The following is a 24,683-nucleotide window of genomic DNA, read 5'->3' on the forward strand; positions in this document are numbered from 1 at the left end:
ACTGTGAATTTGCGAGCGCTCGACGCGCTCAGGCGCTCTGCAGCAGCTTGCGGGCGGCCGCGCGCGCTTCCTTGCTCACTTCCACGCCACCCAGCATGCGTGCCAATTCTTCCTGGCGGGCCTGCGGGCCGAGCAGTTCGACCGCACTCTGGGTCATGCCGTCCACCGGCGCCTTGCTGACCCGGTAATGCGCGTGGCCCTTGGCGGCGACCTGCGGCAAGTGGGTGACGCACAGCACCTGGCGCTCTTCGCCCAGCGCGCGCAGCTTCTGCCCGACGATGTCGGCCACCGCGCCGCCGATGCCCGAATCCACTTCGTCGAACACCATGGTGGGCACGCTATCCAGGCCCAGCGCCGCCACTTCGATGGCCAGCGAAATGCGCGACAGCTCGCCGCCGGAGGCGACCTTGCGCAAAGCGCGCGGGGGCTGCCCGGCGTTGGCGGCGACCAGGAATTCCACCCGTTCGGCGCCATTGGGGTCCGGCCGGGGGCTCTCGTGCGGCTGTAGCTGGATCAGGAACTGCCCGCCGCCCATGCCCAACTCGCCGATCAGCGCGGTGGTTGCGGCCGACAACGCCTCGGCGGCGGCGGTGCGGCTGTCGCTGAGCACGCCGGCCGCGCTGCGCCAGGCGCCGGTGGCGATTTCGATGTGCTTGTCGAGCTGCTGCAGGCGCTCGTCGGCGCCGCGCAGGCTCTCGACTTCGGCGCTCAGGTGGTCGCGATGCGCGGCCAGTTCGTCCGGCGTGACGCGGTGTTTGCGGGCCAGGTCGTGCAGGCGGCCGAGGCGGCGCTCCATCGCCTCGAACTGGGCCGGGTCGGCCTCCAGGTCGTCGCGCACACGGTCGAGCAGGGCCAGCGCTTCCTCGATCTGGATCACGGCGCTGTCCAGCAGCGCGTCCACTTCGGCCAGCCGCGGTTCGTGTTCGGCCACGCGCGACAAATCGTGGCGGCTGTCCTGCAACAGGCCCAGGGCACTGGCGCCGTCGTCGCCGTTGAGCTGCTGGGCGACGCTGTCGCAGGCACCGATCAGCGCGGTGGCATGGGCCTGGCGGCGGTGATTGACGTCCAGTGCGGCAATCGCGGCCGGATCCAGGTCCTCGCGTTCCAATTCGGCCAGTTGGTGTTCCAGAAAGCCGATCCGGTCGGAGACATCGCCTTGCGCGGAGAGCGCATCACGCTCGTCCAGCAGCGCCTGCCAGCGCTGGCTGGCCTGGCGCACCTGCTCGCGCTGGGCGCTGTTGCGGGCGTAGGCATCGAGCAGGGCGAGCTGGCTGTGCCGGGCCATCAGCGCCTGGTGCTCGTGCTGGCCGTGGATTTCGACCAGTTTCGAGGCGAGTTCCGCCAGTTGCGAGGAGGTGACCGGGCGGCCGTTGATCCACGCGCGCGAGCCGCCGTCGGCGCGGATGATCCGGCGCAGCTGGCATTGCGCCTCGTCGTCGAGTTCGTTGTCGGCCAGCCAGCGCAGCCCGGGATGCTCGGCCGGCAGCTGGAATTCGGCCGAAAGTTCGGCGCGCTCGGCGCCATGACGGACCACGCCGCTGTCGGCGCGCAGGCCGGACAGAAAGCCCAGCGCGTCCACCATCAGCGACTTGCCGGCGCCGGTTTCGCCCGATACCACGGTCATTCCCGGCCCGAATTCCAGTTCGGTGGCACGGACAACGGCGAAATCCTTGATCGAGAGGTGTCTGAGCATGAGGTCGAGTGTGAACGCTTTGGGGAAGCTTAGGGTGGCAGGGGCAGACGGGGAATCGGACGCTTGCCATCCCCGGGGCCAGACATTATCTATGCGCTGTCTCACCGGATGATCCCATGCGCGCGTCCCAGTCCCCAATGCTCGACCCCCGCGCCCGCCAGTTGCTGCGCACCCTGATTGCGCGCTACATCCGCGACGGCGAGCCGGTGGGGTCAAAGACGCTGGCCCAGCATGCGGGGCTGGACGTCAGCCCGGCCACCATCCGCAATATCCTGGCCGACCTGGAAGACGTCGGCCTGCTCAGCTCCCCGCATACCTCGGCCGGACGCGTGCCCACTGCGCATGGCTACCGGGTGTTCGTCGACAGCCTGGTGCAGATGCAGCCGCCTGGCGAAGAGGAAGTCCGCCGCCTGCGCGCGGAGCTGGCCAGCGGCAACGGCACGCAATCGTTGCTGGGCAGCGCCTCGCAGATGCTGTCGGCGATGAGCCACTTCGTCGGCGTGGTCAGCGCGCCGCGCCGCGAGCAGTTCGCGTTCCGGCATATCGACTTCGTGGCGCTGGATGCGCGCCGCGTGCTGGCGATCCTGGTGTTTGCCGACAACGAGGTGCAAAACCGCGTGATCGAGCCGCGCCGCGCTTACGAGCCGGCCGAGCTGGAACGGGTGGCCAATTACCTCAATGCGCAGTTCGCCGGGCGCGCGCTGGCCGACATCCGCGCCTGCCTACTGCGCGAGCTGCGCATGGCCAAGAGCGAGATGGAACAACTGCTGGCGCACAGCGTGGACCTGGCCAGCGAGGCGCTGGTACCGGCCGATGCCGAGGACATGGTGATGGCCGGGCAGACCCGGCTGATGGGCGTGCAGGACCTGTCGGATCTGGATCGCCTGCGCGAACTGTTCGAGGCCTTCGCCAGCAAACGCGAGATCCTGCAGCTGCTCGAACGCACCATCCAGGCGCCGGGCGTGCGCATCTTCATCGGCGAAGAAACCGGCATGGTGTCGCTGGAAGACGTCTCGCTGGTCACTGCACCTTACGCCGCCAATGGCCAGGTGCTGGGCGTGCTGGGGGTGATCGGGCCCAAACGCATGGCCTACGACCGGCTGATTCCGCTGGTGCAGACCGCCGCCGACGTGCTGGGCGCGGCCATGGAGTCGCCCGGTACGCGATAACCGGCATCGATCGGCGCGATGCTTTGCTTGAAACGCGCGCGGGCGCCCATATACGGGGTGACGTTGGGGCGGGCGTTCCGCTTGCCCGGGAACTGCATATGAACCAAGACCACCCCGAATTCGACTCCGAAGACCTGTCCCAGAACCCGCCCGAGACCGATCCGCTCAAGGCCGAGATCGAATCGCTGCGCAGCGAGATCGCCCTGGTCAAGGCCGATGCCCTGCGCGAGCGCGCCGACCTGGAAAACCAGCGCAAGCGTATCGCCCGCGACGTGGAAAACGCGCGCAAGTTCGCCAACGAGAAGCTGCTCGGCGAACTGCTGCCGGTGTTCGACAGCCTGGACGCGGGACTCACCGCCGCCGGCACCGAGCCCAGCCCGCTGCGCGACGGCCTGGACATGACCTACAAGCAATTGCTCAAGGTGGCCGCGGACAACGGCCTGACCCTGCTCGATCCGGTCGGCCAGCCGTTCAACCCGGACCAGCACCAGGCGATCAGCCAGGGCGAGGCCGAGGGCGTTGCGCCGGGCCACGTCGTGCAGGTTTTCCAGAAGGGCTACCTGCTCAACGATCGCCTGCTGCGCCCGGCCCTGGTGGTCGTGGCCAAGCACGACTGAACCGCAGCGCCGGCTGAACTGCCAGGCGCAGGCATGAAACACAGATGTGCGCCGGTGGCTTGAACACCTGCGCACCACCCCCACATCTCAGCCAGACCCGGCGTCGCCGGACACAGCTACAGAATCATCAGGAGCGTATCCATGGGCAAGATCATTGGTATTGACCTCGGCACCACGAACTCGTGCGTGTCGATCATGGACGGCGGCAAGGCCCGCGTCATCGAAAACTCCGAGGGCGATCGCACCACGCCTTCGATCGTCGCCTACACCAAGGACGGCGAAGTGCTGGTCGGCGCCTCGGCCAAGCGCCAGGCCGTGACCAACCCGAAGAACACCTTCTACGCGGTGAAGCGCCTGATCGGCCGCAAGTTCACCGATGGCGAAGTGCAGAAGGACATCTCGCACGTGCCGTACGGCATCCTGGCGCACGACAACGGCGATGCCTGGGTGCAGACCAGCGATGCCAAGCGCATGGCGCCGCAGGAAATCTCCGCGCGCGTGCTGGAAAAGATGAAGAAGACCGCCGAAGACTTCCTCGGCGAGAAGGTCACCGAAGCGGTGATCACCGTGCCGGCGTACTTCAACGACAGCCAGCGCCAGGCCACCAAGGATGCCGGCCGCATCGCCGGTCTGGACGTCAAGCGCATCATCAACGAGCCGACCGCCGCAGCCCTGGCCTATGGCCTGGACAAGAACGGCGGCGACCGCAAGATTGCCGTCTACGACCTGGGCGGCGGTACCTTCGACGTGTCGATCATCGAGATCGCCGAAGTCGATGGCGAAAAGCAGTTCGAAGTGCTGGCCACCAACGGCGACACCTTCCTGGGCGGCGAAGACTTCGACAACCGCGTCATCGAGTACCTCGTCGACGAATTCAACAAGGACCAGGGCATCGACCTGCGTAAGGATCCGCTGGCGCTGCAGCGCCTGAAGGACGCCGCAGAGCGCGCCAAGATCGAGCTGTCGTCCAGCCAGCAGACCGAAGTGAACCTGCCGTACGTCACCGCCGATGCGTCGGGCCCGAAGCACCTCAACATCAAGTTGACCCGTGCCAAGCTCGAAGCGCTGGTGGAAGACCTGGTCAAGAAGTCGATCGAGCCGTGCCGCACCGCGTTGAACGACGCTGGCCTGCGCGCCAGCGACATCAACGAAGTGATCCTGGTCGGCGGCCAGACCCGCATGCCGAAGGTGCAGCAGGCGGTTGCCGATTTCTTCGGCAAGGAACCGCGCAAGGACGTCAACCCGGACGAGGCGGTGGCCGTGGGTGCGGCGATCCAGGGCGGCGTGCTGGCCGGCGACGTCAAGGACGTGCTGCTGCTGGACGTGACCCCGCTGTCGCTGGGTATCGAGACCATGGGCGGCGTGTTCACCAAGATCATCGAAAAGAACACCACCATTCCGACCAAGGCCTCGCAGACCTTCTCCACCGCCGAAGACAACCAGTCGGCCGTGACCGTGCATGTGTTGCAGGGTGAGCGCGAGCAGGCCCGCTTCAACAAGTCGCTGGCCAAGTTCGACCTGTCCGGCATCGAGCCGGCGCCGCGCGGCATGCCGCAGGTAGAAGTGTCCTTCGACATCGACGCCAACGGCATCCTGCACGTGTCGGCCAAGGACAAGAAGACCAACAAGGAACAGAAGGTCGAGATTAAGGCCGGTTCGGGTCTGTCGGACGAAGAGATCCAGCGCATGGTCGCCGACGCGGAAGCCAACCGCGAAGAAGACAAGAAGTTCCAGGAGCTGGTGCAGGCCCGCAACCAGGCCGATGGTCTGATCCACGCCACCCGTACCGCGATCACCGAGCATGGCAGCAAGGTCGGTGGCGATGTGATCGGCAAGGTGGAAGCGGCGCTGTCGGATCTGGAAACCGCCATGAAGGGCGACGACAAGGCGCAGATCGAAGCACGCACCAAGACGCTGGAAGAAGCCGGCCAGTCGTTGTACGCAGCAGCTGCGGCGGCAGAGCAGGGCGGTAACGCCGATGCGGCCAGCGGCAACGCACAGGCCTCCAAGGCCGCCGACGACGTGGTGGACGCCGAGTTCACCGAGGTCAAGGACGACAAGAAGTAAGCCGTGATTTGGGAGTCGGGAGTGGGGATTGGCAAGCGCTAAAGCTTGCCGATTCCCGTCCCGATATCCTTAACGCGTCGCGTCGCCAGGGCGGACCAGCACACGCTGTCCGCTTTTGCGTTTCAACGAATCTCAAATCACGAATCCCGAATCCCGGCTTATGAGCAAACGCGATTACTACGAAGTGCTGGGCGTTGCCCGTGGCGCCAGCGACGAGGAGCTGAAGAAGGCGTACCGGCGCTGTGCGATGAAGCACCACCCGGACCGCAATCCTGGCGACGCGGCTGCCGAAGCGGCGTTCAAGGAATGCAAGGAAGCCTACGAGGTGCTGTCCGATGGCAATAAGCGGCGCGCCTACGACGCGCACGGCCATGCGGCCTTCGAGCACGGCATGGGCGGTGGCGGTGGGCCGGGTGGCCCGGACATGGGAGATATCTTTGGCGATATCTTCGGCAATATTTTCGGCGGTGGCGCCGCCGGTCCGCGCGCTGCGCGACGTGGTGCCGACGTTGGTTATGTCCTGGAACTGGATCTGGAAGAAGCTGTCGCCGGCATCGAGCGCCGCATCGAGATTCCGACGCTGGTCGAATGCGCGCCCTGTCACGGCAGCGGTTCGGAAGACGGCAAGGTCGAGACCTGCGGTACCTGCCATGGGCGCGGCCAGGTGCGCATCCAGCGCGGCATTTTCGCCATGCAGCAGAGCTGCCCGCATTGCGACGGGCGCGGTACGCTGATCCAGAACCCCTGCAAGACCTGCCACGGTGCCGGTCGCGTGGAAGAAGACAAGGTGCTGTCGATCAAGGTGCCCGCCGGCGTGGATACCGGCGACCGGATTCGTCTTGCAGGCGAAGGCGAGGCCGGCCCGGCCGGCACGCCGCCGGGCGATCTGTATGTGGAAGTGCGGGTGCGCGAGCATGCGATCTTCCAGCGCGACGGCGACGATCTGCATTGCGAGGTGCCGATCCGCATTTCGCAGGCCGCGCTCGGCGATACCGTGCGCGTGGCGACCCTAGGCGGCGAAGCGGAGATCCGCATCCCGGCCGAGACCCAGACCGGCAAGTTGTTCCGTCTGCGCGGCAAGGGCGTGCGTTCGGTGCGCAGCCGTAGCGAAGGCGATCTGTATTGCCGCGTGGTGGTGGAGACCCCGGTCAATCTCACCGCCGACCAGCGCGAACTGCTGCAGCAGTTCGAAGCGACGTTCACCGGCGAGGATGCACGCAAGCATTCGCCCAAGTCGGCCACCTTCATCGACGGCGTCAAGGGGTTTTGGGATCGGATGACGTCCTGACCCAGGCGGCGTGATGTCACGATGGCCCGGCGTGCGGCTTGCTGCGCGTCGGGCTCTTTTTTGGGTTGTCCCGAAGGCTGCCCGCGATGCGGCCGACGCGTTGAAGTTGCGGACGCAACGCGATGTCAGCGTGAGAATTGCCGGGGCAGCTGCGCGCGTTTCAGTAGCGCCACTGCGAGATCTCCAGCGACATCTCCGCACATCGCACGTGTGTGTTTGACGCGTCGTCATTGCCTTCAGACGCAGCACGCTGTCGCCCGCAACGCGAGGCAACGCCAGTCCTTGATCGTGCAGTTCGGCCATTGGCCTGCAGCATCGGTCGAGCGTCTTTTGGCGTCTCACCTTGCTCAACGAGCGTATTGCCACTCACGCTGCGCCGGCGGGCTTGGGCATCTGGCCATGATGTGTTCAAGACCAGGGGCGTGCTGTTCAGCAGCGCCCACTGCCGGTGATGCCGTTCCTCCACGACATCCTGGCAAGGTTACGCGGATAATCGGTGCCATCTCTCCAGCATGGTCGCCCGCATGAGCGATGCAACCGACAGCCACCTCGTCCATGGTCGCCGCCAGCGTCCGGACGGCCCTTCGCCGATCGACGTGATTTCGGTGCAATCGCAATTGGTCTATGGCCATGCCGGCAACAGCGCTGCGGTGCCGCCGCTGCGCGCGCTGGGACTGCGTGTGGCCGAAGTACCCACCACGTTGCTGAGCAACGCGCCGTTTTACGCGACCCTGCGCGGGCGCATCCTGCCAGCCGACTGGCTGGCGGATTTGTTGCTGGGCGCCACCGAACGTGGCTTGCCGCAGCGTGCACGCATGCTGGTGTCCGGATATTTCGGCAGCCTGGCCAACGGCGAAGCCTTCGCCGACTGGCTGGAGCAGACCTTGCCGCAGGCCCCGCAGCTGCGTTATTGCCTGGACCCGGTGATTGGCGACACGCACACCGGCCCATATGTGGAACCCGGGCTGGAGCGCGTGTTCGCCGAGCGTCTGCTGCCGCACGCCTGGCTGGTGACGCCCAACGCGTTCGAGTTGGGGCGGTTGACCGGCTTGCCGAGCCTGCAGCAGGACGAGGCCATCGCCGCCGCGCGCGCGTTGCTGGCACGTGGGCCGCAATGGGTACTTGCACACAGCGTGGCCGGTGCCGCAGGTGAGCTGGTGACCTTGGCAGTCAGCGATGCGGCGGTGTATCGCTGGGCCAGCCCGCACCTGCCGGTCGATGTGGCAGGCACCGGCGATGTGCTGATGGCGCTGCTGATTGGCTTTCTGTTGCGCGATGTGCCGTTCGAGCAGGCGGTGGGACACGCGCTCAGCGGCGTGCATGGCGCGCTGGAAGCGACGCTGGCCGCAGGTTTCGAGGAGTTCGACGTGCTGGCCGCGGCGCCGGCCGCACTTGCTGGGACGCCGCGATTTGCCGTCGAGCGATTGGCATGATCGCGCAGCCGGTGGTCGGCATCGTCGGCATCGCCGGCGCGTACGGGCGCTGGCTGGCGCAGTTCCTGCGCACGCGCATGCAGCTGGACGTGATCGGGTTCGATCCGGCCGACAGCGGCAGCATGGACGAAGCCACACTGGCGCAGCGTGCTGACGTACTGATTTTCGCCGCGCCGATTCGCCATACCGCCGCATTGATCGAGCGGTATGTGGCACTCGCCGGCGCACGCGCTGCCGCGCAGCTGTGGCTGGATGTCACCTCGATCAAACAGGCACCGGTCGCGGCAATGCTGACCTCGCAGGCGGACGTGGTCGGCCTGCATCCGATGACCGCACCGCCAAAATCGCCGACCTTGAAAGGGCGCGTGATGGTGGTCTGCGAAGGGCGGCTGCAGCGCTGGTCGGCGTGGGTGCAGAACTTGTGCAGCGCGCTGCAGGCCGAATGCGTGTATGCAACGCCGGAGCACCATGACCGCGTGATGGCGCTGGTGCAGGCGATGGTACACGCCACTCACCTAGCGCAGGCCGGCACCCTGCGCGACTACGCACCGCTGCTGGGCGAGCTGCGCGCACTGATGCCGTACCGCTCGGCATCCTTTGAACTGGATACCGCGGTGATCGCGCGCATTCTCTCGCTGAACCCCTCGATCTACGAAGACATCCAGTTCGGCAACCCGTATGTGGGCGAGATGCTCGACCGGTTGCTGCAGCAGCTGCAGCAACTGCGTGCCTTGGTGGCGCGGGGCGACGATGCTGCGCGTGCGCAGTTCCGCACCCAGTTCCTGCACGACAACGCGCAAGCCTTGCAGCACGACGCGCTTGCGGCAGGCAATTACACCTACGAGCGCGTGGGCTACCTGCTGGCCGATCTCACCGAGCCGTTGACACTGAGCGTGTATCTGCCCGAAGACCAGCCCGGCTCGCTGCGCGCCTTGCTGCATGTGTTCGAGCGGCATGGAGTGAACCTGTCCTCGATCCACTCGTCGCGCACGCCGGTTGGCGAACTGCATTTCCGGATCGGCTTTGAGGTGGCGAGCGATCGTGCCGCATTGGCGCAGGCAGCGAGCGAGATCGACCGAAGCGGGATCGGCCGGGTGCTGGAGCGTTCCGGCAGCTAGTGGCGTGACCAAGCCCGCCCCAACGCGGTCGATTTCATCCACACAGGGTGTGGATGAAACTTGCACAAGCGTGTGGATAACTGCGCACGGCCCTTGCAGCGCAAGGGTCGGGCAGTGGGTGGTCAAAATTTGACCAGGCTGTGAGGTGACGACGCGCGGGTTTGGCTGCCGTACCTAAAGCGCGGAAAGGCGTAGCTCGCCGCCGTCGGTAACAAACCGCTGCCCCTGACGTTGCAGATGTCGACCGTCGGGAAGCTCGTAACGCGGTGCCGACTGCGGGTTTGCGCGCGGTTGTTGCTCGTCGCGAAATTCGATGATGACGTAAGGCTCGCCATCTGCACCGATTGCGGGAAATTGCCGGAAAGACATACGCACCTCCGAAAGTTCCTGAGTTTGCAGTGCAGATCGCGATGGACTGCACGCCCGGCGCCGAGCCGGTATGGCGAGCATGCGCATGCAGGTGTTACCCAGATGTCGATATGCGGTGAGGTGTGCGAGCCCTGCTGGTTGAGCTCGTCAGGCGCGGTGGCGACAGTGTTTGGCCACGCCGACAAGCGGCTGAGTACGCGTGCGTGGCATGGACGGCTGCCTGGGAGTGATGGGGCAGGCAGCTGCAACCTCGGGTTCGACCACGCGCCAAGCGCGCTGAAGCGTCGCTGGGCGTCATCAGCCAGCCACCTGCGTGACGGTTGCGTACGTGGGTGCGCTGCGTAGGCTTTGCTTGAATCCAGGGATGCTGCTGCGGCATCGCCAAGTCACTCGCACAACCGCGCGATTGCCCGGCATCACCGCCTGCCCGGCGCGCAGCCGAGCGGTCAACGACTCAACTGCAAGGCATCCCGGTCGGCGGTGGCCGCCGCCAGTTCGGCACGCGCAGAGGCGATGCGCGCCTGCGCATCGATCAGGCGTACGCGCGCGTCGTTGGCGGTTTCCTCGCGCTGGTTGACCAGGAAAAAGTCACCCGAGCCCAGCTCGAAGCGCCGCCGCTCGGCCGCGGCCAGGCGGTCTGCCAGGCCGCGTTCCTCATCGGCGATCTTGGCCAGCCGCTCGGCGGCATTGAGCGAGATGACGATCGATTCGACCTCGATCGAAATCTGGTCGCGTAGAAAACGGCTGCGCTGATCCAGCGCTTCGATCTCGGCACGCGCTTCGGCCACGCGGCCCCTGGCGGCGCGGTTTTCCAGTGGCACGCTGAAACGGAAGCCGATGATGGCGTCGGTCAGCGACCGGTTCGGGCCGCCGACGCCGGGCGGGCCCAGATCCTTGCTGACTTCCACGCTGACATCCAGGCGTGGTTTGAGATCGTTCTGGGCCAGCATCAGCCGTGCGGTGGCCTGGTCGATGCGGGTCAGCACGGCGCGGTAATCCGGGCGCTCCACCGGCGCGGTGATCTTGCTGGCGCCGGCCAGTCCTTCCAGCGCCGAGGTGTCGGCTGGCAGGCGTTCGGCGGACACGATCAGCGGCATGCCGGCGTCGTCGCGCAAATACAGCGACAAGGCGTTGGCCGCATTGGCGAAGTCCTGTTCCGCGCGCACCACCAAGGCGCGACGACGCACCAGATTCTGGTCGTTTTCGGTCAGCAGGATGGTGGGTCGCGCACCGAGCGTGACCTGGCGCGAAATCGCATTGCGCCGTTGCTCGGCCAGTTGCAGCAGCTCGTTGTAGGCGCGCAACTTCAGCCCGGCGGCGACCCAGTTCTGGTAGGCATCCACGGCGCGCCGCTGCACGCCGATGGCCACCATTTCCGCTTCGTACTTGGCCACATCGATATCGGTGCTGGCGATACTGCGCTTGGTGCGGCGTTCGTCGATCACGCGGTCGCGCAGCAGCGCGTACAGCGCGCCGACCTTCACTTCGCCGCCGCGATCGGTATAGGACTTGTCCTCGTAGATCGGGAAGGAGCCACGCGAGGAGCGGTAGCCACCGTAGTAATAGCCGCCGTTCTCTTCGAACGGCCGCTTGACCCCGGTTTCGATCGTGCTGCCGTCGTAATAGCCGGCCTCGCGCGAGCGGCCTTCGATGTCGAACACCGTATCGAAGGCGCCATCGGCCGAGATGCCCTTGCCTTCGGCCTGGCGCACCTTCGCCAGCGCTTCGACGATCTGCGGTGCCGAGCGTGCCGAGGACTGCAGCACCTCATCCAGCGTCAGCGCAGCGGCCTGGGCGAATGCCGCACCGGGGCAGAGTGCGATCAACAGGACGACAAGACGGCCGATCATTTCTTACCCGTCGCTTCGTCTTCGGACTTGGGTGCGGCCGGCTTGGCCTTGCTCTCTTCCTGCGTGGCCGCAGCCGGGCGCCGGCCGAATTCCAAGGGGAAGTTGTTGAGCTGGCGCCACAGTTCGTAGCCGACCTTGACCGTTTCGCCCTGCACCCAGCCGCGCACCTTGCCGCCCTGGCGGGCGAATTCCTGCGCCGGCCATGCCGGCTTGCCCGGCATCGGCTCCACCAGGATGCGGAACAGCCCATCGGGCGCGGCGTTGGGGTCGATGGCGCGCACCCGGCCGTCGAACATGCCGTGCGCCACCGACGGCCAACCGCTGAACTGGATCGCCGGCCAGCCTTCGAATTCCAGCCGCACCGGGCGGCCGGGGCGGATCAGCGGCACGTCGCGGCCGTCGATATACAGCTCGACCGCGCGTTCCACCCGTTCCGGCGCGATCACCGCCAGCACGGTGCCCGGCGAGACCATGGCGCTGCCGCTGGCGGCATTGAGCTGCTGCACGCGGCCGTCGCGCGGGGCGCGCACCAGCTGTGCAGACTGGCGATTCAGCTGGATGTCGATGCGGGTCAGCTTGGCGCGCGATTCGGCCAGCTTGGCGTCGGCTTCGGCCACCTTGATCTGGGTCAGCTCGTAGTCGCGGCGTCCGGCCAGGCCTTCGGCCAGCAATTGTCTGCTACGCGCCACGTCGATGCTGGCCACTGCACGCGACTGCTGGATGGCGGCGATTTCCGCCTGCGCCTGCGCGCGCTCGCTGGCCAGGCGGGTGAGCAGGTCCGGGTCCAGATCGCCGACACGCGCGATCGGGTCGCCCTTGGAAACATGCTGGCCGTCATGCACGTACCAGCGCTCGACGCGGCCCGGCACGAAGGCGGTGACCGGTTGCTGACGGTCGCTGGGATCCAGCGAGACGACCTGGCCTTTGCCACTGGCGGTCTGCACCCACGGCGCCAGTGCCAGGATCGCCGCGGCGATGCCGATGCCGATCAACAGCATCCAGGCGACCGCCTTGGCGATGCTGGGCGGACGCATTGCCGCCAGGGTCGGGAAATGCGCCATGCGATCAGGGGCGTGCGGCATGCGGCACCTCCTGCGTGGATGCGATCAACTCGGCGCGTGTGGCGTAGCGTTGCTGGCGCTCCGGCTCCAGCCGGAACCAGCCATCCAGGGTGATGTCCTCCGGCCGCCCGGTGCACAGCAGCACCGTGGTTCCTGCATCCTTCAAGCGTCGCAGGACCTGGGTCAGGCGCTCGGCCGGGATCAGGTCGTACAGCTGCGACAGCATCAGCACGCGCGGGCGCACCAACAGTGCATTGGCCAGCTTCAGCGCCATGACTTCGCCAATCCACAGCGGGAACCCGGAGGCGGCAAGCCGGGTGTCCAGGCCTTGCGGCAACGCGGCGATGCGCGCGCGCAGGCCCACCGTATCGATGGCTTGCAGCATCGCTTCGGAGGTCACATCGGCCGAGGCCATCGCCAGGTATTCGCGAATGGTGACCTCCACGATGGTCGGGCGGTCGAGCACGGTGACTTCCGAACGCAGCAGGTACATATCGAACGTGGCCATGTCCGCACCACCCACCATCACCAGCCCGCGGTCGGGAACGACGTGGCGCTTGAGCACCATGGCCAGCAGGCGCTCGGCGCCGCCATCGGCCAGCGTGACCAGCTGCTCGCCGGCTTCCAGCGCGAAATCGAAACGCGCGCCCTCGATCACCACCCCATCCAGGCGTACCCCGCTGTTGCGCGGCGCCTCGCCGGCGGCAAGCACCGGGCGTTCCTGGGGGATGGCGTACAGCAGCGACAACTCCTCCGCGCTGGCCACCAGGTCGTAGAAGGTGTCCAGGTAGCTGCCCAGCTGTGCAATGCCGTAGAACACTGCGCTCAGGATCAGTTCGGCTGCCACCAGCTGGCCGATCGACAGCTCGCCGCGCAGGATCAGGCTGCCGCCCAGCGCCAGCAGCGCCGCGCTGGCCACTGCATAGGTGAGCAGGAATGCCAGCGTCTGGGTGAAGGTGTAGCGGAAATGGCGCCGATGCCGGTCGACATAGTCGGCGGTCACCTTTTCCGAGCGATCCATGGCGAAGTTGAGATGGCGGCTGGATTTATAGAACCCGTTGGAGCCGCCGACGCTTTCCAGCCAATGCGCGGCGTTGTGTTTGGCCTGGCTCAGTTCGACCGCCGAGCGGATCGAACCGCGCGACCAGATCATCCAGATCGAGAAGATGGTCAGCAGCAGCAGCGCGTTGAAGCCGAGGAAAAACGGGTGATAGAAGCTGGTGACGATCAAGCCGACCGCCGACTGCAGCACGATGGTGAACGCACCGACCGCCAGGCTGGGCACTGCCTTTTGCACCACCACCAGATCGAAGTAGCGGTTGAATACATCGCCGCGGTTCTGGTCGGCGAAGAACGGATTTTGCGCATGTACCGCGCGCACGGTGATTTCCGCCACCACGCGTGCGAACAGGCGACGTTCGAACAGCGCCATCACCCACACCCGCATCGCGCTCAGTGCCGCCACCAGCAGCAGCAGGCCCAGCAGCAGGCCGGACAAGGTCCACAGCGGCGTGGGCAGCGCGGTGTTGGCAACGCTGTTGATCAGCAACTGCACCGAGATCGGCGTGGCCAGCGACAGCAGGCTGATCGCAACGCCGTACACCAGGGTCAGGCGCACATACGGCATGTCCGGGCCAACAACTTCCGTCAGCCAGCTCGCCGCTTCCCGCCATCCAATCCGCTTGGCCGCCATTCGATATCCGTTGATGAGTTCAGTGAAGCATTGACGAGTTGCCGGCCCGCAAACAAGGCCATCGCGCTTATGTGCCGCATAGGATTTTCCTATGCAGCCACCGCGCGCAACAGATTGGCGATCAAACCGAAGGCCGGTGCGCGACCGGCACCCTGGCGCCAGAGCAGACCGATCTCCCTATAGTAGCGCCCGCCTTTGACCGGCCGCACCACCACGTCGTCGCCTTCGCGGATTTCCTGGCGCACGTACAGGTCCGGGAGCAAGGCAAGACCCATGCCCATGCCGGCCATCTGGCGGATCGCGTCCAGGCTGGTGCCTTCGTAATCGCGCAAGACATTGGCGCCCACGTCCATGGCGATCGCGGCAACCTGTTCTGCCAATCGGTATTCCGGCATCAAGGTCAGCAAGTTGGCGCCGCGCAGATCGGCTGGGGTGATGCAGGCCTTGGTGCGCAGCGGATGATCGGCCGCCATGGTCACATGCAGCAGTTCGCGAAACAGCCGCTCGCTGTGCAGGCCGCGGCCGGCCACCGGCAGTTGCGCGAGGACCAGATCGTGCGTGCCGCTGCTCAGGTCGGCGGCGAGTGCGGTTGGCAGGCCTTCGCGCACGTGCACGCGCAGGGCCGGATGCTCGCGATGCAGACGTGCCACCAGGCTGGGCATCAGATAGGCGCCGAGCGTGGGCGAGACGCCAAGGCGAATGGTGCCGATCAAGGTATCGGCGGCGGTGGCGCGGACCTCTTCCAGATCGGTGACATCGAGCAGGATGCTGCGTGCGCGGTCGAGCAGCTCGCGACCGAGCGGGGTCAGGATCGCCTGCGCGCCGCGCTCGAACAGCGGTGCACCGATGATCGCTTCCAACGCGCGGATCTGCTGCGACAACGATGGCTGCGAGACGCCCATCTGCTCGGCGGCACGGGTAAAGCTGCCGGTATCGGCCAGCGCGACGAAATAGCTCAGCTGGCGAAGGGTGGTTCTGGGGCGGGGCATGGGGTCACATCGGATTGCGTGGGAGCGCACGGCCGGCGTGGCCGGTGAGACAAGACGGGCGAGGTACGGCTAGCGCGTGCAGCGGCAGCGCGTCCGGCGAGTGCGGACGAGCCGCGGTAACCGCAGTGTACGAGTGGCGCATGCCGATTCCGAGCACCGGCCGCGCCCGCATCGCGGTGGGCGCAGTCGTTTCGCTGGTTGCGCCAGGTGCCATCGCTGGAACGACGGCGCCTGGCGGCGCTCATTGGTCGATGAACTGCAGCCGCGCCAGCTCCGCATACAGCCCACCTTCGGCGATCAACTGCGCATGCGTACCCTGCGCGACGATGCGCCCGGCATCCATCACCACGATGCGGTCGGCCTTGAGCACGGTGGCCAGGCGGTGCGCGATCACCAGCGTGGTGCGGCCTTCCATCAGCCGCTCCAGCGCCTGCTGCACGGCGCGCTCGCTTTGCGCATCGAGCGCGCTGGTGGCTTCGTCCAGCAGCAGGATCGGCGCATCCTTGAGCAGCGCGCGCGCAATGGCCACGCGTTGCTGCTGGCCGCCGGACAGGCGCGTGCCGCGCTCGCCCAGTTCGCTGGCGTAGCCCTGGGGCAGGGCGCGGATGAAGCCATCGGCTTCGGCGGCGGCGGCCGCCGCTTCCACCTCGGCGTCGCTGGCCTGCAGGCGCCCGTAGCGGATGTTGTCGGCGGCGCTGGCGGCAAACAATGTGGGTTGCTGCGGTACCAGCGCGATGTGTTCGCGCAGCAGGACCGGGTCGACGTCGCGCAGGTCGATGTCGTCGATGCGCACCTTGCCGCTGACCGGGTCGTGGAAACGCAGCAGCATCGACAGCACCGTGCTCTTGCCCGCTCCGGACGGGCCCACCAGCGCCACGGTTTCGCCGGGGCTGACATGCAGGTCGAACCCATCCAGCGCCGGCGCGTCCGGGCGTTGCGGGTAATGGAAGACCACCCGGTCGAAATGGATCGCGCCGCGCAGCGGCTGCGGCAAGGCCTGCGGCGTGGCCGGCGCCACGATCGCCGGTTGTTCGTCGAGCAATTCGCTCACCCGGCCCATGCCGCCGGCGGCACGCTGCAACTCGTTCCAGACCTCGGCCAGCGCCCCGACCGACCCGCCGCCGATCAGCGCGTACAACACGAATTGGCCGAGCGTGCCCGGCGTCATGCGGCCAGCGATCACATCGTGCGCGCCAAGCCACAACACCGCGACGATCGCACCGAAGATCAGCATGATCGCCACCGCGGTCACGGTGGCCTGGGTGCGGATGCGCAGCTTGGCGGTATCGATGGCGGCAAACAGCGCAGTGCTGAAACGTTGGCTTTCGTAACGCTCGCGCGCGTGCGCCTGCACGGTGCGCACCGCGCCCAGGGTTTCGGCCGCCAGCGTATTGGCGTCGGCCACGCGGTCCTGGCTTGCGCGCGAAATCTTCTGCAGGCGGCGTGCGCCCAGCACGATCGGCAGCACCGCCAGCGGGATGCCGATCAAGGTGAAGCCGGCCAGCCGCGGGCTGGTGACGAACAGCATGACCATGCTGCCGATCACCGTGACCGAACTACGCAAGGCCACCGACATGGTGGTGCCGATCAGCCCCCGCAGCAATTCGCTGTCGGCCGACAGGCGCGACACCAGTTCGCCGCTGCGGCTGCGGTCATGGAACCCGGCGTCCAGTCCGATCAGGTGCGCGTACAGCCGGCCGCGCAGGTCGGCGACCACTTTTTCGCCCAGCAGGGCGACGAAATAGAAGCGCGCCGCAGTTGCCAACGCCAGCACGACCGAAACTGCGAACAGCAGCGAGAACGCCTGGTTGATCTGCGAGTCGCCGGAGAAGCCCTGGTCGATCATGCGCTTGACCGCTGCGGGCAGGCTCAGTGTGGCGGCAGCGGAAATCGACAGCGCGACCAGCCAGGCGGCGAACAGGCCGCGCTGACGTTGGACGAATGGCCACAAGGTGCGCAGGCTGCCCAGCTTCCGCAACGGGTTGGGACGTGCAGCGGCTGGCTCGGTCATGCGGCTTCCGGGGTTGAGAGATGGACACGATTGCGAGTGGCGTCGCACAGGCGGGTTTTCAAGCCGGCGAGCTGATCTGCAGGCAGTTGCACGCGCAACGCTGCACCTTCGGCATCGAAGCGTTCGTCCAGTTTGTCGGCATGGAAGGCCGCCAGTGCTGCGTGCACCAGGCCCAGATCGTCGAACCGGCATTGCACCTGCACCAGCGACAACGCGATCAATGGCTGTCGCGTTGCCAGCCGCAGGCACTCGGCCGCGGTACCGCCGTAGGCGCGCACCAGCCCGCCAGCACCGAGCTTGATGCCGCCATACCAGCGCGTGACCACGACCACCACCCGATCGAAGCCCTGGCCATCGATGGCGGCCAGGATCGGCCGGCCGGCGGTGCCGCTTGGCTCGCCGTCGTCGCTGGAGCGGTAGTCCTGCCCGAACCGATAGGCCCAGCAGTTGTGCGTCGCGTCCGGCACTGCCACGCGCTGCACGACCTCCAACGCATGCGCGGGAGCATCCAATGCGGCAGCGTGGGCCACAAAGCGACTGTGCTTGATGTCCAGACTGTGGTGCGCATCAGCGGCGAGGGTATCGAGCATCGCCGCCATTCTATGCGAGGCGGTGCTACCGATCGCTGCAGCCATCGTGACTGCCGTTGCAAGCTGGCAACACGGCGCCGTGCGCGTGCCGTCGTGCTGCAGCACCTGCGCAGTGTGGCAGTGACGGCGGGCGACGCGCCGGCAGTGGCATCGTGCGTGCCGACGCCGCGGCAGCGGCTACGTACGCCTGTCATCGTGTGCCGGGCGACCAGGGAGCCGCGCTCTGCAATCCAGCCGACGCGCAGTGAGACGCCGTTTGTCTTGGCTGCCTTCGATTACACAAGGGTGGAACGACGCTTCTCGTCGATCCACTTCGACGCCTGCGCCGGGGTGTAATGCTGCATCCATTCGAGCATCTGCTCGATGTCGGCGCCGTACCACAGGTCGGCGCGTTGGTCCGGGTGAAGGAAGCGCTCTTCGACCATGCGGTCGATCATGCCAATCAGCGGTGCGTAAAACCCTTCGATGTCCAGAAACGCGCACGGCTTGTTGCCGATGCCGAGCTGGCGCCAGGTCAGCATTTCGAAGATCTCTTCCATGGTACCGAAGCCGCCGGGCAGGGCCACGAACGCATCCGACAGCTCGAACATGCGCATCTTGCGCTCATGCATGGAACCGACGATTTCCAGCGTGGTCAACCCACGGTGCGCCACTTCCCAATCGGCCAGCTGCTGCGGAATCACCCCGGTCACTTCACCGCCGGCCGCCAGCACCGCATTGGCCACGGTGCCCATCAAGCCAACGTTGCCGCCGCCATACACCAGGCGCAAGCCCTGCTTGGCGATGCGATCGCCCAACGCAATGGCGCGCTCGGCATAGGCGGGTTTGTTGCCGGCATTGGAGCCGCAGTAGACGCAGATGCTTTTCATGGGATTCGGGATTGGGGAGTAGGGATTCGTAAAAGCGGGGGCGCGCCGCGTCGATGTCATCTGGAAAGCCGTGGAATGCACGTTGCACGACTGTTCTGACTGGGCCTGAAAAACTTAACGCCGGAATCTACCCGGCGTTATGTCATGGCTGGGAATAGTCAGAGGCGGGAACCGCAGTTGCGAATCCCAACTCCCGAATCCCAAATCCCGGCCTCAGTTAGCCTTATGAATCGCGCGCTTGCTCACCGCCATGGCAGCATCGTGGATCGCTTCGGACAGCGTCGGATGCGCGTGGCAGATGCGCGCCAGGTCGTCGGCCGAGCCGTTGAATTCCATGGTCAGCACGCCTTCGTGCACCAGCTCGGACACGCCCACGCCCACCAGGTGCATGCCCAGCACGCGGTCTGTTTCGGCATCGGCGATCACCTTGACGAAGCCGGCCGGCTCGCCCATGGCCACCGCACGGCCGATCGCCGCGAACGGGAAGCTACCGGCCTTGTAGGCGACGCCCTCGGCCTTCAGCTGCTGCTCGGTCTTGCCGACCCAGGCAATTTCCGGCTCGGTGTAGATGACCCACGGAATGGTGTCGAAGTTGACGTGACCCGGCAGGCCAGCAATCAGCTCGGCGACCGCGATGCCTTCCTCGAAGCCCTTGTGCGCCAGCATCGGGCCGCGCACGCAGTCACCGATCGCCCACACGCCATCCACGCCGGTGTGGCAATGCCCATCGACCTCGATCTGGCCGCGGTCGGTGACCTTGACGCCCGTGCCTTCGGCCAGCAGGTTCTTGGTGGCGGCCTTGCGGCCCACGGCCACCAGCAGCTTGTCCACGGTCAGGGTCTGCTCGCCGGCCGCGTCGGTGTAGCTGAGCACCACCTGCTTGGCATCGCCACTGCCGGTGATCTCCGTCTTGCTGACCTTGGCGCCCAGCTTGATGTCCAGACCCTGCTTCTTGAATTCCTTCAGCGCGGTCTTGGCCACCTCGGCATCGGCCAGCGCCAGGAAGTCCGGCAGCGCCTCGAGGATGGTGACCTCGGCGCCCAGGCGCTTCCACACGCTGCCCAGCTCCAGACCGATCACGCCGGCGCCGATGACCGCCAGACGCTTGGGAACGGCGGTGAAATCCAGGCCGCCGACGTTGTCGACGATGGTGTCGCCGTCGAACTTGGCGAACGGCAGTTCGATCGATTCCGAACCGGCCGCCAGGATCACGTTGGTGCCCTTGAGTTCGATCTCGCCGCCTTCGTGCTGGGTCACCTTGACGATGTTGCCCGGCTGCAACTGGCCGAAGCCGTAGTACGGGGTGATCTTGTTGGCCTTGAACAGCATCGCGATGCCGCCGGTGAACTGCTTCACGATCTTGTCCTTGCGGCCGATCATGGTGGGCACGTCCATCTTGGCGTCGTTGAAGCTGATGCCGTGGTCGCCGAACAGGTGACCCATGTTCCAGAACTGGCGCGAGGAATCCAGCAGCGCCTTGGACGGAATGCAGCCCACGCGCAGGCAGGTGCCGCCCAGCGCCGGCTTGCCGTCCTTGCCCAATGCCGCGTCGATGCAGGCGACCTTCATGCCCAGCTGCGCCGCACGGATAGCGGCGTGATAACCGGCCGGACCGGCACCGATGACGACGACGTCGAATTGTTCTTGTTCGCTCATTCTTCGCTCACGAGATTAGGAATTGGGGATTGGGGATTCGCAAAACGCAGGATGCTCGAGACCGGGATGCTTTCGCCATCCCGAATCCCGAATCACCAATCCCGGCTTTCATCACAGACCGAACAACATCCGGCCCGGGTTTTCCAGCTGATTCTTGATGTCGACCAGGAACTGCACCGAATCCCTGCCGTCGATGATGCGGTGGTCATAGGACAGCGCCAGGTACATCATCGGGGCGATCACGACCTGGCCGTTCTCGGCGATCGGACGTTCCTTGATCGCGTGCATGCCCAGGATGGCGCTCTGCGGCGGGTTGATGATCGGCGTGGACAGCAGCGAGCCGAAGGTGCCGCCGTTGGTGATGGTGAAGGTGCCGCCCTGCAGGTCGTCCAGGCCCAGCTTGCCGGCGCGCGCCTTGGCGGCGTAGTCGGCAATGCCTTGCTCGACATCGGCGAACGACTGGCGCTCGACGTTACGCAGCACCGGCGTGACCAGGCCCTTGTCGGTCGACACCGCGATCGAGATGTCGCTGTAGCCGTGATAGATGATGTCGTCGCCGTCGATCGAGGCGTTGACCAGCGGGAAGCGCTGCAGCGCGTTGGCGGCGGCCTTGACGAAGAAGCTCATGAAACCGAGCTTGATGCCGTGTGCCTTCTGGAACTCGTCCTGCAGTTCCTTGCGTGCGGCCGACACCTTGGCGAGGTTGACCTCGTTGAAGGTGGTCAGCATCGCGGTGGAGTTCTTGGACTCCATCAGGCGCTTGGCAATGGTCTTGCGCACGCGGGTCATCGGCACGCGCTCTTCCGGACGGGCGCCCGAGGCCTTGCCGACGCCGCCGGCCTTGGCGAAGTTGACGATGTCTTCCTTGGTGACCGCGCCACGACGGCCGGTGCCTTCGACCTGCGACGGGTCCACGCCCTGGGTGATTGCGGAGAAACGCGCACCCGGCGGCAGCGCATCGGCAGCCGACTTGGACGCAGCAGCAGGCGCGGCGGCGGCAGCCGGTGCCGGAGCGGCGGCCGGCGCAGCAGCGGCAGGCGCCGGTGCATCGGCCTTCTTGGCTTCAGCCGGTGCAGCGGCAGCCACGGCGCCTTCTTCGATGATCGCCAGAATCTGGTTGCTGGTGACCGTGCTGCCGGTGTCGAACTTGATTTCCTTCAGTACGCCGTCGACCGGCGAAGGAACTTCCAACACGACCTTGTCGGTTTCCAGGTCGACCAGATTCTCGTCGCGCTTGACCGCTTCGCCGGCCTTCTTGTGCCAGCTGGCGATGGTGGCGTCGGAAACGGATTCGGGCAGTACCGGAACTTTGACTTCGGTGGCCATTCGGGGAGCGTCCTAGGGTTTTCGTTCTTTGGGGAAGAGGAGTTATTCAGCGACTTGGTCGTTGAACGGGTTGAGCAGTGCATCGGCGACCAGCTTCTGCTGCTCGATGATGTGGTCGGCCATGTGGCCGGCGGCAGGCGAGGGCGAACGGGCACGGCCGGCGTAATGCAGGCTCTGACCGCCGGCCAGGCAGAAGTTGAGGTGGTGGCGGATCTGATACCACGCACCCTGGTTCTGCGGCTCTTCCTGGCACCACACCACATCGGTGGCGTTGCCGTAGCCCTTGAGCTCGGCCGCCAGCTGCGCGCGCGGGAACGGATACAGCTGTTCGATGCGCACGATGGCAACGTCGTCCTGGCCGCGCTTGGTCTGGTCTTCGAGCAGGTCGTAATAGACCTTGCCCGAGCACAGCACCACGCGCTTGACCTTGGCCGCGTCGGCCTTGGCGTCCGGGATCAGATGCTGGAACTGACCGTCGGCCAGTTCTTCCAGGCTCGACACCGCTAGCTTGTGGCGCAGCAACGACTTGGGCGTCATCACCACCAGCGGCTTTCGGGTGGTCATGCGCATCTGGCGGCGGATCATGTGGAAGCACTGCGCCGGCGTGGTCGGCACGCAGACCAGCATGTTCTCCAGCGCGCACAGCTGCAGGAAGCGCTCCAGACGTGCGGAGCTGTGTTCCGGGCCCTGGCCTTCGTAGCCGTGCGGCAGGAACAGCGAGAGGCCCGCGATGCGGCCCCACTTGGCTTCGCCGGCGGCGATGAACTGGTCGATCACCACCTGCGCGCCGTTGGCGAAGTCGCCGAACTGCGCTTCCCAGATGCACAGTGCATTCGGGTCGGTGGTGGAGTAGCCGTATTCGAAGCCCATCACCGCTTCTTCGCTCAGCAACGAGTCGATGACGGTGGCGTCTTCCGGGTTCTGCACCAGCTGGCGCAGCGGCAGATAGTAGTCGTCGGTCTTCTGGTCATGCAGGATCGCGTGACGGTGGAAGAACGTGCCGCGGCCGGCGTCCTGGCCAACCAGACGCAGCTTGTGGCCTTCGGCCAGCAGCGTGGCGTAGGCCAGGTTTTCGGCAAAGCCCCAGTCGCCGGGCTGATCGCCGGCAGCCATCTTGACGCGATCTTCGTAGATCTTCGCCACGCGGGCGTGCAGTTCGACGCCTTCCGGGATGGTGGTGATCAGCTTGGCCAGACGGTCCAGCTGGTCGCGCTTGACGCGCGTGTCCACCGGATCGGCAGCGGTTCCGACCAGGTACTTGGACCAATCGATGGCGAATTCGTCCGGCTTGCGCTTGGCCAGTTCGGTGGTGTATTCGCCCGAATCCAGCTTGTTGCGGTAGCCGTCCACCAGTGCCTTGGCCTCGTCGGCGCTCAGCACGCCTTCGCTTTCCAGCTTGGCGGCATACAGCTCGCGGGTGGTCTTGTGCTTGCGGATGGTCTGGTACATCACCGGCTGGGTCGCTGCCGGTTCGTCGGCTTCGTTATGGCCCCAACGGCGGTAGCACACCAGATCGATGACCACGTCCTTCTTGAACTGCTGGCGGAACTCGTAGGCCAGCTTGGACACGAACATCACCGCGTCCGGGTCGTCGCCGTTCACGTGGAAGACCGGCGCGCCGATCATCTTGGCCACGTCGGTGCAGTACAGCGTGGAACGGGCGTCGTCGCGGGTGCTGGTGGTGAAGCCGATCTGGTTGTTGACCACGATGTGCACGGTGCCGCCGACCGCGAAACCGCGCGCCTGCGACATCTGGAACAGCTCCATCACCACGCCCTGGCCGGCGAATGCGGCATCGCCGTGGATCAGGATCGGCAACACGCTCTTGCGCTCGGCATCGCCGAAACGCTCCTGGCGCGAACGCACGCTGCCGACCACGACCGGGTCGACGATTTCCAGGTGCGAGGGGTTGAAGGCCAGCGCCAGGTGCACCTGCTTGTCCGTGCCAACGGCAATGTCGGCCGAGAAGCCCATGTGGTACTTGACGTCGCCGGTGTGCGCGCGGTCGTCATGGGCATGCTCGAACTTGCCTTCGAATTCGTCGAACAGCTTGCGCGGATTCTTGCCCAGCGTATTGACCAGCACGTTGAGGCGGCCGCGGTGGGCCATGCCGATCACGATGTCCTTGACCTGATCGTTGCCGGACTGGCGAATGATCTCGTCCATCATCGGGATCAGCGAATCGCCGCCTTCCAGCGAGAAACGCTTCTGACCGACGTACTTGGTGTGCAGGTAGCGCTCCAGGCCTTCGGCAGCGGTGAGCCGCTCCAGGGTGCGCTTGCGGCTGGCCGCATCGCCGGCAATCTTGCCGCCGGCGTCTTCCAGGCGCTTGTAGATCCACTGGCGCTGGTCGAACTCCTGGATGTGCATGAACTCGGCGCCGATGCTGCTGGCGTACGTCGCCTTCAGGCGCGTCAGCAGATCCTTGAGCTTCATCCGCGGCTGGCCACCGACGCCGCCGGTGCTGAATTCGCTGTCCAGATCGGCCTGGGACAGGCTGTGGAACGGCAGGTCCAGGTCGGGCGGGTTGACCGGCGGGACCAGGCCCAGCGGGTCGAGCTGTGCGCCGAGGTGGCCACGGGCGCGGTAGGCGGTGATTAGACGGCCGACATTGCGCTCGCGCTCGTCACTGGCGCCTGCGCCGGTGCCGGCGTTGGCAGCCTGCTTGGAAGCGGTGAGGATGTGGGCGATGGCCGCCGAATGCGGGACGTCACCGGCACCGCGACCTTCGAAACCATCGAAGTAGCTCTTCCACTTCGGATCGACACTGTCCGGGGTGACGAGGTACTGCTCGTACAGATCCTCGATATAGGCGGCGTTGCCGCCGGCGAGCTGCGATGACTGCGCGAACTGCTTTAGGAGATTATCCACGATGGTAAGTCGG

The 24,683-nt window shown here is 66.1% G+C and carries 18 protein-coding genes; 6 read left to right on the forward strand and 12 right to left on the reverse strand.

Features of this window, described 5'->3' with window-relative positions; all coding sequences use genetic code 11:
• Positions 1 to 28: 28 nt before the first annotated feature.
• Positions 29 to 1,693 (reverse strand): DNA repair protein RecN, encoded by a 1,665-nt coding sequence (gene recN, locus ACCQ07_RS07780; RefSeq protein ID WP_372363945.1) that lies wholly within the window; start codon positions 1,691 to 1,693, stop codon positions 29 to 31.
• Positions 1,694 to 1,830: 137 nt separating this feature from the next.
• On the opposite strand from recN, the gene hrcA reads away from it, so the two are divergent.
• From hrcA to ACCQ07_RS07810, 6 genes are all read left to right on the forward strand, one after another.
• Positions 1,831 to 2,862, forward strand: a complete 1,032-nt coding sequence (gene hrcA, locus ACCQ07_RS07785; RefSeq protein WP_008577240.1) for a heat-inducible transcriptional repressor HrcA — start codon at positions 1,831 to 1,833, stop codon at positions 2,860 to 2,862.
• Positions 2,863 to 2,960: 98 nt separating this feature from the next.
• The gene (grpE, locus tag ACCQ07_RS07790; RefSeq protein ID WP_003483633.1) at positions 2,961 to 3,479 is read left to right on the forward strand and encodes a nucleotide exchange factor GrpE; all 519 of its coding nucleotides are present in this window, start codon (positions 2,961 to 2,963) and stop codon (positions 3,477 to 3,479) included.
• 141 nt (positions 3,480 to 3,620) lie between these two features.
• The gene (dnaK, locus tag ACCQ07_RS07795; protein WP_011346955.1) at positions 3,621 to 5,546 is read left to right on the forward strand and encodes a molecular chaperone DnaK; all 1,926 of its coding nucleotides are present in this window, start codon (positions 3,621 to 3,623) and stop codon (positions 5,544 to 5,546) included.
• Between the two features lie 160 nt (positions 5,547 to 5,706).
• Positions 5,707 to 6,834, forward strand: coding sequence for a molecular chaperone DnaJ (dnaJ, locus tag ACCQ07_RS07800; RefSeq protein ID WP_008577236.1), 1,128 nt, complete (start codon positions 5,707 to 5,709; stop codon positions 6,832 to 6,834).
• Between the two features lie 524 nt (positions 6,835 to 7,358).
• On the forward strand, positions 7,359 to 8,267 hold the full coding sequence (gene pdxY, locus ACCQ07_RS07805; RefSeq protein ID WP_008577235.1) for a pyridoxal kinase: 909 nt from the start codon (positions 7,359 to 7,361) through the stop codon (positions 8,265 to 8,267).
• The gene (locus tag ACCQ07_RS07810; protein WP_014089804.1) at positions 8,264 to 9,385 is read left to right on the forward strand and encodes a prephenate dehydrogenase; all 1,122 of its coding nucleotides are present in this window, start codon (positions 8,264 to 8,266) and stop codon (positions 9,383 to 9,385) included. The genes pdxY and ACCQ07_RS07810 overlap by 4 nt, the downstream gene beginning before the upstream one ends.
• Positions 9,386 to 9,559: 174 nt before the next feature.
• Here the strand turns inward: ACCQ07_RS07810 and ACCQ07_RS07815 are convergent, their stop codons facing one another.
• From ACCQ07_RS07815 to ACCQ07_RS07865, 11 genes are all read right to left on the reverse strand, one after another.
• The gene (locus ACCQ07_RS07815) at positions 9,560 to 9,754 is read right to left on the reverse strand and encodes a hypothetical protein (RefSeq protein ID WP_008577231.1); all 195 of its coding nucleotides are present in this window, start codon (positions 9,752 to 9,754) and stop codon (positions 9,560 to 9,562) included.
• A gap of 446 nt (positions 9,755 to 10,200) precedes the next feature.
• Positions 10,201 to 11,604, reverse strand: a complete 1,404-nt coding sequence (locus ACCQ07_RS07820) for a TolC family protein (protein ID WP_029819095.1) — start codon at positions 11,602 to 11,604, stop codon at positions 10,201 to 10,203.
• Positions 11,601 to 12,686, reverse strand: coding sequence for an efflux RND transporter periplasmic adaptor subunit (locus ACCQ07_RS07825; RefSeq protein ID WP_011346960.1), 1,086 nt, complete (start codon positions 12,684 to 12,686; stop codon positions 11,601 to 11,603). The genes ACCQ07_RS07820 and ACCQ07_RS07825 overlap by 4 nt, the downstream gene beginning before the upstream one ends.
• Positions 12,670 to 14,358 carry an ABC transporter transmembrane domain-containing protein gene (locus ACCQ07_RS07830; RefSeq protein ID WP_011346961.1) on the reverse strand — a complete coding sequence of 563 codons (1,689 nt, stop codon included), beginning with the start codon at positions 14,356 to 14,358 and terminating at the stop codon, positions 12,670 to 12,672. The genes ACCQ07_RS07825 and ACCQ07_RS07830 overlap by 17 nt, the downstream gene beginning before the upstream one ends.
• An 89-nt stretch (positions 14,359 to 14,447) precedes the next feature.
• Positions 14,448 to 15,347 carry a hydrogen peroxide-inducible genes activator gene (locus ACCQ07_RS07835; RefSeq protein WP_011346962.1) on the reverse strand — a complete coding sequence of 300 codons (900 nt, stop codon included), beginning with the start codon at positions 15,345 to 15,347 and terminating at the stop codon, positions 14,448 to 14,450.
• Between the two features lie 241 nt (positions 15,348 to 15,588).
• Positions 15,589 to 17,358, reverse strand: coding sequence for an ABC transporter transmembrane domain-containing protein (locus tag ACCQ07_RS07840; protein ID WP_122273088.1), 1,770 nt, complete (start codon positions 17,356 to 17,358; stop codon positions 15,589 to 15,591).
• Positions 17,355 to 17,957 carry an IMPACT family protein gene (locus tag ACCQ07_RS07845; RefSeq protein WP_008572004.1) on the reverse strand — a complete coding sequence of 201 codons (603 nt, stop codon included), beginning with the start codon at positions 17,955 to 17,957 and terminating at the stop codon, positions 17,355 to 17,357. The genes ACCQ07_RS07840 and ACCQ07_RS07845 overlap by 4 nt, the downstream gene beginning before the upstream one ends.
• A gap of 266 nt (positions 17,958 to 18,223) precedes the next feature.
• Positions 18,224 to 18,817, reverse strand: a complete 594-nt coding sequence (locus tag ACCQ07_RS07850; protein WP_029819100.1) for an LOG family protein — start codon at positions 18,815 to 18,817, stop codon at positions 18,224 to 18,226.
• Positions 18,818 to 19,030: 213 nt separating this feature from the next.
• On the reverse strand, positions 19,031 to 20,473 hold the full coding sequence (gene lpdA, locus ACCQ07_RS07855) for a dihydrolipoyl dehydrogenase (protein ID WP_014089806.1): 1,443 nt from the start codon (positions 20,471 to 20,473) through the stop codon (positions 19,031 to 19,033).
• A gap of 111 nt (positions 20,474 to 20,584) precedes the next feature.
• Positions 20,585 to 21,799: a dihydrolipoyllysine-residue succinyltransferase gene (gene sucB, locus ACCQ07_RS07860; protein WP_372363947.1), complete on the reverse strand. Its 1,215-nt coding sequence runs from the start codon at positions 21,797 to 21,799 to the stop codon at positions 20,585 to 20,587.
• Positions 21,800 to 21,841: 42 nt separating this feature from the next.
• Complete coding sequence (locus tag ACCQ07_RS07865) at positions 21,842 to 24,670, reverse strand: 2-oxoglutarate dehydrogenase E1 component (RefSeq protein WP_503255685.1); 2,829 nt, start codon at positions 24,668 to 24,670, stop codon at positions 21,842 to 21,844.
• Between the last annotated feature and the right edge of the window lie 13 nt (positions 24,671 to 24,683).

The organism is Xanthomonas sp. NCPPB 3583 (genome assembly GCF_041475715.2).
Classification (GTDB): domain Bacteria; phylum Pseudomonadota; class Gammaproteobacteria; order Xanthomonadales; family Xanthomonadaceae; genus Xanthomonas; species Xanthomonas euvesicatoria.